General features: G+C 66.4%; 13 protein-coding genes. 9 read left to right on the plus strand and 4 right to left on the minus strand.

The genetic code is table 11. The annotated features are described in order from the left end of the window. The first annotated feature begins 68 nt into the window (after positions 1-68). From ffh to leuB, 9 genes are all read left to right on the plus strand, one after another. Complete coding sequence (gene ffh, locus WV31_RS03940) at positions 69-1,433, plus strand: signal recognition particle protein (protein WP_085372366.1); 1,365 nt, start codon at positions 69-71, stop codon at positions 1,431-1,433. Between the two features lie 48 nt (positions 1,434-1,481). Beyond that, positions 1,482-1,856, plus strand: coding sequence for a 30S ribosomal protein S16 (gene rpsP, locus WV31_RS03945; protein WP_085372367.1), 375 nt, complete (start codon positions 1,482-1,484; stop codon positions 1,854-1,856). Between the two features lie 6 nt (positions 1,857-1,862). Next, positions 1,863-2,393, plus strand: coding sequence for a ribosome maturation factor RimM (rimM, locus tag WV31_RS03950; RefSeq protein WP_085372368.1), 531 nt, complete (start codon positions 1,863-1,865; stop codon positions 2,391-2,393). After that, positions 2,353-3,099, plus strand: coding sequence for a tRNA (guanosine(37)-N1)-methyltransferase TrmD (gene trmD, locus WV31_RS03955; protein WP_085372369.1), 747 nt, complete (start codon positions 2,353-2,355; stop codon positions 3,097-3,099). The genes rimM and trmD overlap by 41 nt, the downstream gene beginning before the upstream one ends. A gap of 3 nt (positions 3,100-3,102) precedes the next feature. After that, positions 3,103-3,549, plus strand: a complete 447-nt coding sequence (rplS, locus tag WV31_RS03960) for a 50S ribosomal protein L19 (protein WP_085372370.1) — start codon at positions 3,103-3,105, stop codon at positions 3,547-3,549. Between the two features lie 174 nt (positions 3,550-3,723). Further along, positions 3,724-5,127, plus strand: a complete 1,404-nt coding sequence (gene leuC / locus WV31_RS03965; protein ID WP_085372371.1) for a 3-isopropylmalate dehydratase large subunit — start codon at positions 3,724-3,726, stop codon at positions 5,125-5,127. 75 nt (positions 5,128-5,202) lie between these two features. After that, positions 5,203-5,538, plus strand: coding sequence for an endonuclease domain-containing protein (locus WV31_RS03970; protein ID WP_085372372.1), 336 nt, complete (start codon positions 5,203-5,205; stop codon positions 5,536-5,538). A gap of 141 nt (positions 5,539-5,679) precedes the next feature. Beyond that, positions 5,680-6,285 (plus strand): 3-isopropylmalate dehydratase small subunit, encoded by a 606-nt coding sequence (leuD, locus tag WV31_RS03975; protein ID WP_085372373.1) that lies wholly within the window; start codon positions 5,680-5,682, stop codon positions 6,283-6,285. 97 nt (positions 6,286-6,382) lie between these two features. After that, positions 6,383-7,492, plus strand: coding sequence for a 3-isopropylmalate dehydrogenase (gene leuB / locus WV31_RS03980; protein WP_085372374.1), 1,110 nt, complete (start codon positions 6,383-6,385; stop codon positions 7,490-7,492). A 271-nt stretch (positions 7,493-7,763) separates the two neighbouring features. Here leuB and rbfA read toward each other — a convergent pair whose 3' ends face one another. From rbfA to nusA, 4 genes are read right to left on the minus strand one after another with little or no spacing between them, the layout of a single operon-like run. After that, on the minus strand, positions 7,764-8,195 hold the full coding sequence (gene rbfA, locus WV31_RS03985; RefSeq protein ID WP_085372375.1) for a 30S ribosome-binding factor RbfA: 432 nt from the start codon (positions 8,193-8,195) through the stop codon (positions 7,764-7,766). 36 nt (positions 8,196-8,231) lie between these two features. Then, on the minus strand, positions 8,232-10,838 hold the full coding sequence (infB, locus tag WV31_RS03990) for a translation initiation factor IF-2 (protein WP_085372376.1): 2,607 nt from the start codon (positions 10,836-10,838) through the stop codon (positions 8,232-8,234). Positions 10,839-10,865: 27 nt separating this feature from the next. Next, on the minus strand, positions 10,866-11,465 hold the full coding sequence (locus tag WV31_RS03995) for an RNA-binding protein (protein ID WP_085372377.1): 600 nt from the start codon (positions 11,463-11,465) through the stop codon (positions 10,866-10,868). Between the two features lie 16 nt (positions 11,466-11,481). Continuing rightward, positions 11,482-12,993, minus strand: coding sequence for a transcription termination factor NusA (gene nusA, locus WV31_RS04000; protein WP_085372378.1), 1,512 nt, complete (start codon positions 12,991-12,993; stop codon positions 11,482-11,484). Positions 12,994-12,995: the final 2 nt, after the last annotated feature.

Raw genomic sequence — 12,995 nt, forward strand, 5'->3', positions numbered from 1 at the left:
TTGCCTCCACGGAGGCCCGTCGGTCCGCGAGTGTCGCGCACCGGCGTGCAATTGCTTATGGACGGATCATGTTCGAGAGCCTGAGCTCAAGACTGGGTGCGGTATTCGAGAAGCTGACGGGGCGCGGCGCGCTGTCCGAGGCCGACGTCACCGAAGCCCTGCGCGAGGTCCGCGTCGCCCTGCTCGAGGCCGACGTGGCGCTCTCCGTGGTCAAGGAATTCATCGGCCGGGTCAAGGCCCGCGCCGTCGGCTCCGAAGTGATCAAGTCGGTCACCCCCGGCCAGATGGTGGTCAAGATCGTCCATGACGAGCTGATCGCCACGCTGGGCACCAAGGGCAACGAGCTGAACCTGTCGGCGGTGCCCCCGGTGGTCATCCTGATGGTCGGCCTCCAGGGTTCGGGCAAGACCACCACCTCGGCCAAGATCGCGCTGAAGCTGAAGAAAGAGAAGAAGAAGGTTCTTCTCGCCTCGCTCGACGTCTATCGCCCGGCGGCGCAGCAGCAGCTGCAGATTCTGGCCGGACAGGCCGAAGTGGGAAGCCTGCCCATCGTCATGGGCGAGATGCCCGTCGCCATCTCCAAGCGCGCCCTGGATGTGGGCCGCAAGGAAGGCTACGATGTCGTCATCCTCGATACCGCCGGCCGCCTGCATATCGACCAGGAGCTGATGGCCGAAGTCGCCGCCGTGCGCGACGCCGCCAAGCCCACCGAGACCCTGCTGGTCACCGACGCCATGATCGGCCAGGACGCCGTCACCCTGGCGCGCGAATTCAACGAGAAGGTCGGCGTCACCGGCATCGTTCTCACCCGTATCGACGGCGACGCCCGCGGCGGCGCGGCGCTGTCCATGCGCGCCATCACCGGGCGCCCCATCAAGTTCCTGGGCGGCGGCGAAAAGCTCGACGCGCTGGAAGTCTTCCACCCGGACCGTATCGCCGGGCGCATTCTCGGCATGGGCGACGTGGTCGGCCTGGTCGAGAAGGCCATGGAGACCCTGGACCAGGAAGAAGCCGAACGCCTTGCCAAGCGCATGGAGAAGGGCAAGTTCGACCTGGACGACATGCGCAAGCAATTCGCCCAGGTGCGCAAGATGGGCGATCTCAAGGGCATCCTCGGCATGCTGCCCGGCATCGGCAAGATGGCCGGCGCGCTCAAAGACGCCAATATCGACAACAAGATGGTCGCCCGCCAGGAAGCGATCATCACGTCCATGACCAAGGCCGAGCGCCGTAACCCCGACCTGATCAAGGCGTCGCGCAAGAAGCGCATCGCCGCGGGCGCCGGGGTCGAGGTCCAGGACGTCAACAAGCTGCTCAAGCAGTATCAGCAGATGGCCGACATGATGAAGAAGGTCGGCAAGCTGGGTCAGAAGGGGCTGATGCGGCACGGCATCGGCGGCCTTTTGCCCCCGGGTATGAAGTTCGGGCGCTAGACAAGGCGTCCAAAGGTAATTCGGTTTCGAACAGAGGAAGACCTAAGAATGGCTCTGAAGATTCGTCTCTCCCGCGGCGGCGCCAAGAAGCGTCCGTTCTACAAGATCGTCGTCGCCGACGCCCGCGCGCCGCGCGACGGCCGCTTCATCGAGAAGGTGGGCACCTACAACCCCATGCTGCCCAACGACAACGGCCAGCGCTGGATCCTCGACGAGGACCGCGTGAAGCATTGGCTGTCCGTCGGCGCCCAGCCGACCGACCGTCTGGTCCGCTTCTTCGCCGACAAGGGCCTGGTGGCCAAGCCGACCCGGCCCGAGCAGACCAAGCAGCCCAAGCCCAAGGCCAAGGCCCAGCAGCGCGCCAAGGACGAGGCCGATCGCGCCGCCGCCGCTGCCGCCGCTGCCGCCGAAGCGGGCGAGTAATCCCCCATGGGACCTCGTGTCCGCGTCGGCGTGATCGCCGGCGTCCATGGGGTCCGGGGCGCCGTCCGCATCAAGAGCTTTACCGAGGAACCGGCCGATATCGGCTATTACTCCCCGGTAGAGAACGAGGCGGGCAGCGTCAAGTACCGGCTGAAGGTGACCGGCGAGGTCAAGGGCCTCGTCATCGCCACGCTGGAAGGGGTTACGGACCGTAACGCCGCCGAGGCGCTCAAGGGCACCGAGTTGTGGGTGGCCCGCGAGCGTCTGCCCAAGACCGGCGAGGACGAGTTCCTCTATTCCGATCTGATCGGGCTGGTGGCGGAAACGGTGGACGGCAAGAGATTGGGCACCGTTCGTACGGTGGCCGATTACGGCGCCGGCGACGTGCTGGACATCCGATTGGAGCCGAAAGGCGACATGATGGTGCCCTTCACCAGAGCCTCGGTGCCGGAGGTGGATGTGCCGGGTGGCCGGCTGGTGGTGATCCCGCCGGTCTATGCGCCCGACGAGAAAGAGGACCGGGACGGTGGAGAGTAAGGCGCCCTGGCGGGCCACAATGCTCACCATCTTCCCCGAGATGTTTCCGGGGCCTCTCGGCCTGTCTTTGGCAGGAAGGGCGCTGGAGGAGGGCAAGTGGGCTCTCGACACGGTGGACATCCGGGCTTTCGCCACGGACAGGCACCGGTCGGTGGACGACTCGCCCTTCGGCGGCGGAGCCGGAATGGTGATGCGTCCCGACGTGCTGGACGCCGCTATTTCAGGCAGCCCGGCACCGGGGCCGCTGGTGTACATGACGCCGCGCGGCCGGCTGTTGGACCAAGAGCTGGTTCGCGAGCTGGCGGCGGGGCCGGGTGTGAGGGTTCTGTGCGGGCGTTTCGAAGGGGTTGACCAGCGGCTGCTGGAAGCCCACGGGGCGCTCGAGGTCAGTGCCGGCGATTTCGTCCTTTCGGGCGGCGAGCCGGCGGCGCTGCTGATGTTGGACGCCATCGTCCGCCTGCTTCCCGGCGTGATCGGGAAGGAGGAATCGCTGGTGGAAGAAAGCTTCGAATGGGGATTGCTGGAATATCCCCATTATACCCGCCCCCAGGTGTGGGACGGGCGAACGGTGCCGGAGGTTCTGCTTTCCGGTCACCACGAAAAGATACGCGCCTGGCGGAAACGTCAGGCAGAGGACATAACCCGGCAGCGCCGGCCCGATCTGTGGGATCGGTACGTCGCGGCCAAGAACGTGAGTGAGGGTTGAGCCATGGTTAACATCATTGAGCAGCTCGAAAAGGAGCAGATCGACAAGCTGACCGCCGCCCGCGGCGTCCCCAGCTTCGCTCCGGGCGATACGCTGAAGGTCAACGTCAAGGTGATCGAAGGCAATCGCGAGCGCGTCCAGGCCTATGAGGGCGTCTGCATCGCCCGCAAGAACGATGGCCTGAATTCGTCCTTCGTGGTCCGCAAGATCTCGTACGGCGAAGGCGTCGAGCGTATCTTCCCGCTGTACTCGCCCAACATCGCCTCCATCGAGGTGGTGCGCCGTGGCGACGTGCGTCGGGCCAAGCTGTACTACCTGCGCGACCGTCGCGGCAAGTCGGCCCGTATCGCCGAGCAGACCACCGGCCATTCCGGCAAGGTGGCCGCCGCCGAGCGCGCCGACGCCGCCGCCGTCAAGGCCGCCAAGGCCTCTGCCGCCAAGGAAGAATAGTCCCTTCCTTCCGGCTCCTTGGTTCCAGCTCTCGCATCGGCCTCTTCCCCATGGGGGAGGGGGCCGTTCGGGGACCGGAGACTTGACTGGTTGCCGCGGCCTCTTAGCTCAAGGGGCGTTCGCGTCCCGAGATATCAGGCCGCCTCAAGTGCTGCTTCATTCTAGGGATTCGACATGGCCAAGCCCCGCACGTTGTTCGACAAGATCTGGGACGCCCATCTGGTGGACGTCCAAGATGACGGCACCTGCCTGATCTACATCGACCGCCACATGGTCCACGAGGTCACCAGCCCGCAGGCTTTCGAGGGTCTGGAGATGTCGGGCCGCAAGGTGCGCCACCCCGAGCTGACGCTGGCCGTCGCCGACCACAACGTGCCGACCACCGACCGCTCCAAGGGCATCGAGAACGAAGAGAGCCGGATTCAGGTCGAGACCCTGGAAGCCAACGCGAAGAAGTTCGGCGTCGAGTACTTCGCCATGGACGACATCCGCCAGGGCGTCGTCCACATCGTCGGGCCCGAGCAGGGCTTCACCCTGCCCGGCACCACCATCGTCTGCGGCGATTCCCACACCGCCACCCACGGCGCCTTCGGTTCGCTGGCCTTCGGCATCGGCACCTCCGAGGTGGAGCACGTGCTGGCCACCCAGACCCTGGTGCAGAAGCCGGCCAAGAACATGCGCATCACGGTCAACGGCAAGCCCGGCCCGGGTGTGACCGCCAAGGACATCGTGCTGGCCATCATCGGCAAGATCGGCACCGCCGGCGGCACCGGCTACGTGGTGGAGTTCGCGGGCGAAGCCATCCGCGACCTGTCCATGGAAGGCCGCATGACCGTCTGCAACATGACCATCGAGGCGGGTGCGCGCGCCGGCCTGGTGGCGCCCGACGAGAAGACCTTCGCCTACATCGCCGGCAAGCCGCGGGCGCCGAAGGGCGCCGCCTTCGAGGCCGCCGTCAGCTACTGGAAGACCCTGTTCACCGACGAGGGCGCCACGTTCGACGCCGAGGTGGTGCTGGACGCCTCGACCCTGGTGCCGCAGATCACCTGGGGCACGTCCCCTGAGGACGTCATTCCGATCACCGGCACCGTGCCGAACCCGGCCGACATCAAGGACGAGGCCAAGAAGAAGGCCGTCGAGCGCTCGCTGGACTACATGGGCCTCCAGCCCGGCATGAAGGCCACCGACATCGCCATCGACGTGGTGTTCATCGGGTCTTGCACCAACGGCCGCATCGAGGATTTCCGCGCCGCCGCTGAAGTTTTCAAGGGCCGCAAGGTCGCCAAGGGCGTGCAGGTCCTGGTGGTTCCCGGCTCCGGCCTGGTCAAGGAGCAGGCCGAGGCCGAAGGCCTGGACAAGGTCTTCATCGAGGCGGGCGCCGAGTGGCGCGAGCCCGGCTGTTCCATGTGCCTGGCCATGAACGCCGACCAGTTGAAGCCGGGCCAGCGCTCGGCCTCGACCTCGAACCGCAATTTCGAGGGCCGTCAGGGCCGCGGCGGGCGCACCCATCTGGTCAGCCCCGCCATGGCCGCCGCCGCCGCCATCACCGGCAAGCTGACGGATGTGCGGAGCCTGTAAAATGTAAGGCCTCATCTCCCCCCCCCTCCCCCTTGCGGGGAGGGGTTGGGGGTGGGGGGAAAGCCGGGGGCACGCATGGCGAATGCGCGGGCACGGTGGCTGCGAGCCAACCAGACCGATGCCGAGCGTGCTCTTTGGAGACGTTTGAGAGAGTTGAAGGCCGAGGGATTCCATTTCCGGCGTCAGGCGCCGATCGGATCCTTCATCGCGGATTTCGCCTGCCATTCGGCGCGGCTGGTCATCGAGGTGGATGGCGGCCAGCACGCGGAAGGAGTTCAGGCGGACTACGACGAGCGGCGGACGGCTTGGCTTGAGGTCCAGGGCTACCGGGTTCTGCGAGTTTGGAATTCGGATGTCTTGGGTAATATTGACGGTGTCATGCGGGTAGTGCGAGATGCGCTGAAGCTGTAAGGTTCGGCGGTTTTCAGGGCGGCACCCCACCCCTACCCCCTCCCCATGGAGGGGAGGGGAAAACAGAATTCTGGTCCCATCATCCCCCCTCCCCCTGGTGGGGAGGGGTTGGGGGTGGGGGAGCAAGGAGACGGACGTAGTATGGAAAAGTTCACCGTTCTCACCGGCGTCGCGGCGCCGCTGCCCATGATCAACGTCGACACCGACATGATCATCCCCAAGCAGTTCCTGAAGACCATCAAGCGCACGGGTCTGGGCAAGAACCTGTTCGACGAGATGCGCTATACCCCCGATGGCAAGGAAATCGCCGACTTCGTGCTGAACAAGGCCGCCTACCGCTCGGCCAAGATCCTGGTGGCCGGCGCCAATTTCGGCTGCGGCTCATCGCGTGAGCATGCGCCCTGGGCCATCGCCGATTTCGGCATCCGCTGCGTCATCGCCCCCAGCTTCGCCGACATCTTCTTCAACAACTGCTTCAAGAACGGCATCCTGCCCATCAAGCTGCCGCAGGAACAGGTGGACAAGCTGCTGGACGACGCCAGCCGCGGCTCCAACGCCATCGTCACCGTCGATCTTGCCAAGCAGGTGATTACCGGTCCCGACGGCGGCTCCATCAGCTTCGAGGTCGACCCCTTCCGCAAGCATTGCCTGCTGAACGGCCTGGACGACATCGGTTTGACGCTGCAGCGCGAAGATAAGATCGCGGCGTTTGAACAAGCCCGCAAGGCGTCCTCGCCCTGGCTGTAGCCACGGGATTCCGACACTTTCCATTGCTTGACGGGGCCGCCCCTAAGCGTTAGGCAGACACCCGTTCGATATATTATCTTAGGCTCGGGAGTACAGCATGGCCGCCAAGAAGCTTTTGATCCTTCCCGGTGACGGCATCGGCGTCGAAGTCATGGCGCAGGTCCGCCGGATCATCGACTGGATGGCCCGCAAGCGGAAGGTCGAGTTCGAGATCACCGAGGGCCTGATCGGCGGCTCCTCCTACGACGTGCACGGCACGCCGCTCTCGGACGAGACCCTGGCCGACGCCATGGCCGCCGACGCCGTGCTGCTGGGCGCCGTGGGCGGGCCGAAGTGGGACGACCTGCCCTTCGACGTCAAGCCCGAGCGCGGCCTCCTGAAGATCCGCAAGGAAATGGGCCTGTTCGCCAACCTGCGTCCCGCCACCGTGCTGGAAGCCCTGGCCGACGCCTCGACCTTGAAGAACGAAGTGGTCTCGGGCCTGGACATCATGATCCTGCGCGAGCTCACCGGCGGCCTGTATTTCGGCCAGCCGCGCGGTATCGAGACGCTGCCCGACGGCACCCGCAAGGGCTACAACACCCTGGTCTACACCACGCCCGAGATCCAGCGCATCGGCCGCGTCGCCTTCGACCTGGCGCGTAAGCGCAACAAGAAGGTCTGCTCGGTGGACAAGGCCAACGTGCTGGAATGCACCGTGCTGTGGCGCGAAGAGATGATCAAGCTGCAGAAGGAAGAGTTCCCCGACGTGGAGCTCTCCCACATGTACGTGGACAACGCCGCCATGCAGCTGGTCCGCAATCCCAAGCAGTTCGACGTCATGGTCACCGAGAACATGTTCGGCGACATCCTGTCCGACTGCGCCGCCATGCTGACCGGCTCGCTGGGCATGCTGCCCTCGGCCAGCCTCGGCGAAGCCGACGCCCAGGGGCGCCGCAAGGCCCTCTACGAGCCCGTCCACGGCTCGGCCCCCGACATCGCCGGCAAGGACATGGCTAACCCGCTGGCCACCATCATGTCGTTCGCCATGTGCCTGCGCTACTCGTTCGACATGGCCGCCGAGGCCGACCTGATCGAGACCGCCGTCAAGAACGTGCTGAAGGGCGGCCTGCGCACCGCCGACATCATGCAGCCCGGCAAGGCCAAGGTCTCCACCACCGTCATGGGTGAAGCCGTGGTCCGCGAGCTGGACAAGCTGAACGCCTGATCCTTGGGTGGCGAAACAACAGCGGCGGTCCCGAAAGGGGCCGCCGTTTTGTTTTGAGGATCAGGGAAAAGGCGAAGGGACCTGAGCGCACCCGTGGGCGTTGAGCAGACCGCCATGTCCGTTGAACCACCAAGACACCAAGATCACCAAGTCGCCTATCGAGTGGCAAGGGCGTCGCTCTCCGCTCCGTTCTCTTGGTGATCTTGGTGTCTTGGTGGTCAATCATCCCTTCCCACTGACGGGGCGCGGACGGAAAGTCACCCGTCTGAGCTTACTGCCCGTCGTCTTCGTCGGAGGGGAAGTCGTCCTCGGCCGGGGCCGTGTGGCCGATGTCGCGGCGGACTTCCGGCGAGTTGAGGATGGAATCGATTCGGGACGCGGTGTCGAAGGTGGTGTCTTCCTGGAACCACAGATCGGGCACGGCGCGCAGTTCGACCATGCGGGCGATTTCGTGGCGCAGGAAGGCCTTGGCGCGCTTCATGCCCTCCAGGATGGGCTTCACCTCGCCGCCGCCCAGGGGAACCAGGAAAACGGTGGCGTTGCGCAGATCGGGGCTGACCTTCACCTCGGTGACGGTGATGGCGCGGTTCTGGAGATCGGGGTCGCGGAACTCGCCGCGCTCGATCACCATGGCGATGGCGTGGCGCAGTTCCTCGCCGACGCGAAGCTGGCGCTGGGACGGTGGCTTGGCACCCCGGCTCATGGCGATGACCTCGCTAAAGGGAACACGGCCACCCCGTTACAGGGTGACCGCGATCTCCTCGATCTCGAAGCATTCGATGACGTCGCCGACGCGGATGTCTTCGTAATTGGTGAAGGACATGCCGCACTCGTAGCCCTCGCGCACTTCCTTGACGTCGTCCTTGAAGCGCTTGAGCTGGCCGAGATCGCCGGTGTGGATGACCACGTTGTCGCGCAGCAGGCGCACCTTGGCGCCGCGCTTGACGATGCCTTCGGTGATCATGCAGCCCGCCACCTTGCCGACCTTGGTGATGTTGAACACCTCGCGGATGCTGGCGTAGCCCAGGAACTTCTCGCGCAGTTCCGGCGCCAGCATGCCCGACAGCATCTTCTTCAGGTCGTCGGTGACGTCGTAGATGATGGAGTAGTAGCGGATGTCGACGCCATCGCGCCGGGCCATGTCGCGGGCCTGGGGATTGGCGCGGACGTTGAAGCCGATCAAGAGGCCGTTGGAGGCCTTGGCCAGCGTGATGTCCGACTCGTTGATGGCGCCCACGGCGGCATGCAGGATGCGCACCTTGACGTTCTCGTTGCCCATCTTCTCCAGCGTGGCGGAGATGGCTTCGATGGAGCCCTGCACGTCGCCCTTGATGACCACGGGCAGTTCCTGGGCCTCGCCCGACTTGATGGCCGAGAACATCTGCTCGAGCGTGCCGCGCTGGGCCAGCTTGGCCTTGGCCTCGCGGTCCATGCGGCTCCGGTAGCCGGCGATCTCGCGGGCGCGGGCTTCGTCCTCGACGGTGATGAAGTCGTCACCGGCGGCAGGCGTGCCCTGCAGACCCAGCACCTCGACCGGAGTGGAGGGACCGGCTTCCTTGATGGAATTGCCGTGATCGTCCACCAGGGCGCGCACACGGCCCCATTCGGCGCCGGCCACGAAGACCTCGCCCACCTTGAGCGTGCCCTTCTGGACCAGCACGGTTGCCACCGAGCCGCGGCCCTTTTCCATCTTGGCCTCGACCACGACGCCCTGGGCGGCGCGGCTGGGATTGGCCTTGAGGTCGAGGATTTCGGCCTGGAGCAGGATGGCTTCTTCCAGCTTCTCGAGGTTCATGCGCTTCTTGGCGGACACCTCGATGGCCAGCACGTCGCCGCCCAGTTCCTCGGTCACCAGTTCGTGCTGCAGCAGCTCCTGGCGGACCTTTTCCGGATTGGCGTCGGGCTTGTCGATCTTGTTGATGGCGACGATGATCGGCACGCCGGCGGCCTTGGCGTGGCGGATGGCTTCCACCGTCTGCGGCATGATGCCGTCGTCGGCGGCCACCACCAGCACCACGATATCGGTCACCTTGGCGCCGCGGGCGCGCATGGCGGTGAAGGCTTCGTGGCCGGGAGTGTCGATGAAGGTGATCTTGTCGCCCGAGCTCATGGTCACCTGATAGGCGCCGATGTGCTGGGTGATGCCGCCGGCTTCGCCCGACACCACGTCGGTGGCGCGCAGCGCGTCGAGCAGCGAGGTCTTGCCGTGATCGACGTGGCCCATGACGGTGACCACCGGCGGCCGCGAGATCAGCACCTCGTCGGTGTCGGCCTCGCCCTCCAGGCCGACCAGGACGTCGGCCTCGGACACGCGCTTCATGTTGTGGCCGAATTCGGTCACCACCAGCTCGGCGGTGTCGGCATCGATGTTCTGGTTGATGGTGGCCATCACGCCGAGACGCATCAGGCACTTGATCACGTCGGCGCCGCGCACCGCCATGCGGTTTGCCAGCTCCTGGACCGTGATGCTTTCGGGCACGATCACCTCGCGGATGACCTTTTCCGAGCCCTTCTGCATGTGCTTGAGGCGCTCGCGCTCGCGGGCGCGCTTGACGGCGGCCAGCGACCGGCCGCGCTCGGAGCGGTCGTCGTCGGTGAGCGCGTCGGTGATGGTCAGCTTGCCGGTACGCCGGCGCGGCTCGGTGCGCTTGACCGGGGCGGGCTTGTGGGCGGCGGCACGCTTCTTGGCGCGCTCCTCTTCCTCTTCCTCCTCCTCGGTGCGGCCACGCGGGGCGGCGGGCGCGTCGCTGGCCGGAGCGGCGGCGGTAACGGCGGGCTTGGGCTGGGCCGGAGCGGCGGGGGCGGCGGGAGCCGGGGCGGCGGCAGGCGCGGCGGCCTCGGCCGGGACGGCCTGTTCCGGCTCGGGCTCGGGCTGGGGCTCGGCGGCGCGCTTGGCAGCCTCTTCCTCGGCGAGGCGGGCGGCCTCTTCCTCGGCGGCGCGGGCGGCCTCTTCCTCGGCGGCGTGGCGGATGGCCTCTTCCTCGGCGCGGGCGCGGAGCTCTTCCTCGTGGCGCAGAGCGTCCTGCAGCGCCTTGGCGCGGGCGGCCTTCTCGCCGGTGGTCAGGTCGTGGGCGCTGGCGGCGCGCGAGGCGGCCTCCACCTTGGCCACGGCGGCAGCGAGATCGGCCTCGGCGACCGAATGGGCGCCGTCCTTGACCTCGTGCATGGCGCCGCCGGCGCTGGAGAAGGTGCGCTTCTTGCGGACCTCGACGGTCACCACCTTGGATCGTCCATGGGAGAAGCTCTGCCGGACCTGGCCGGTCTCGACGGTCTTCTTCAGCTCCAGCTTACCCGGCTGGGTCAGCTTCAGCGGGGCCTTACGGTCTTGATCCTGGGAATCGCTCATGTACGACTTCGTCTCTTCTGCAAAAAATCATCCACGGAAACCGGCAAGCAACGCCGCGTCATCCTTGAGACGCTGCGCCAGCCTGCCCGGAGACACGCAGACATGAACGGCCGCGTCGCGGCCAAAAACGGTGCCCAACTCGGCCCCGTCGAAAAGCTCGATCACCGGCACGCCGGGGGCCATGGCCTGGACCTTGGCGCGCCCGTCGCGGGCGGCGTCGCGGGCCCCTAGAACCAAGGCGGCGCGGCGAGACTTGATCTCGGCGCTCACCTTCTCGAAACCACAGACCGCCTGACCGGCGCGGCGCGCCAGGCCCAGGATATCCAGGCAACGGCGCGCCAGCAGCGCTTCGATCCGGTCGGCCAGACCGTCCGCAACCACGACCGGGCGGCGGGCCGCCCGGGCGAAGGACCGTTTGGCCACGGCCGTATTTACCACATCCCGGCTGGCGCTCAACCAGATTCCCCGTCCCGGCAATTCATGGCCGGGGTCTGGAAACAGCGTACCATCGGGCGCCACGGCGAACCGCAGCAATTCCGACTTGGGGCGGACCTGTCCGGTGACCACGCAGCGGCGCTGGGGTCCGGTCCCCTCGTCGTACTCTTCCTCGTCGGGGAGATCGGCCATGCGGCCCTCCTCCCCCTTACTTGCCGTCCTCGAACCAATGAGCGCGGGCCGCCATGATCACGGCATTGGCCTCGTCCTCGCTCATGGCATCCTTGCCCAGGATGTCCAGCAGCTCGTCGCCGGCCAGATCGCCCAGGTCGTCCAGGGTCTTGATGCCCTTGTCGCCCAGCTTGACCAGCATGGAGGGCGCCAGGCCCTCGATGGCGGCCATCTCGTCGGAAACGCCCATGTCCTTGCGCATCTGGTCGTAGCGCTCGTCCTGCTCGGCCAGGAAGTTGCGGGCGCGGTTCTGCAGTTCCTCGGCGACGTTCTCGTCGAAGCCCTCGATGTCGGCGATGTCCTCGGCCGGCACGTAGGCCACCTCTTCCACCGACGAGAAGCCTTCGGTCACCAGCAGGTGGGCGATGACGTCGTCCACGTCCAGGGCCTGGATGAACATGTTGGAGCGCGAACGGAATTCCTCGGTGCGGCGCTCGGATTCCTCGGCCTCGGTGAGGATGTCGATGTTCCACTGGGTCAGCTGGCTGGCCAGACGCACGTTCTGGCCGCGACGGCCGATGGCGAGCGACAGCTGGTCGTCGGGCACCACCACCTCGATGCGGCCGGCTTCCTCGTCCAGCACCACCTTGGTCACCTCGGCGGGCGCCAGACCGTTCACCACGAAGGTGGCGACGTCGGGCGACCACTGGATGATGTCGATCTTCTCGCCCTGCAGCTCGGCCACCACCGCCTGGACGCGGCTACCGCGCATGCCGACGCAGGCGCCCACCGGGTCGATGGAGGAATCGTGGGACAGCACGGCGATCTTGGCGCGCGAGCCCGGATCACGGGCCACCGCCTTGATCTCGATGATGCCGTCGTAGATTTCCGGCACTTCCTGGGCGAACAGCTTGGCCATGAAGATGGGATGGGTGCGCGACAGGAAGATCTGCGGGCCGCGCGGCTCCTGGCGGACGTCGTAGATATAGGCGCGCACGCGGTCGCCGGTACGGAAGGTCTCGCGCGGGATCAGCTCGTCACGGCGGAGCAAAGCCTCGGCCCGGCCGAGATCGACGATGACGTTGCCGAACTCGACGCGCTTGACCAGGCCGTTGCTGATCTCGCCGACGCGGTCCTTGTATTCGTTGAACTGGCGCTGGCGCTCGGCGTCGCGCACCTTCTGGACGATGACCTGCTTGGCGGTCTGGGCCGCGATGCGGCCGAAATCGATGGGCGGCAGCGGATCGACCAGGAAATCGCCGATCTGGGCGTCCGGCTTCTTCCTCAGCACCTGCTTCAGGGTCTGCTGGGTGGCTTCGTTCTCCACCTCCTCGACCACTTCGATGTAGCGGGCCAGCTGGATTTCGCCGGTCTTGCGGTCGATATGGGCGCGAATGTCGTGCTCGTGGCCGTACTTGGAGCGACCGGCCTTCTGAATGGCCTGCTCCATGGCTTCGAGAACCTCGTCGCGGTCGATGCCCTTGTCGCGGGCGACGGCGTCGGCCACCTGAAGGAGTTCGGGGCGGGGAAGTGCGGCGATCCGTTCCATGG

It is taken from the genome of Magnetospirillum sp. ME-1 (assembly GCF_002105535.1).
Lineage (GTDB): Bacteria > Pseudomonadota > Alphaproteobacteria > Rhodospirillales > Magnetospirillaceae > Phaeospirillum.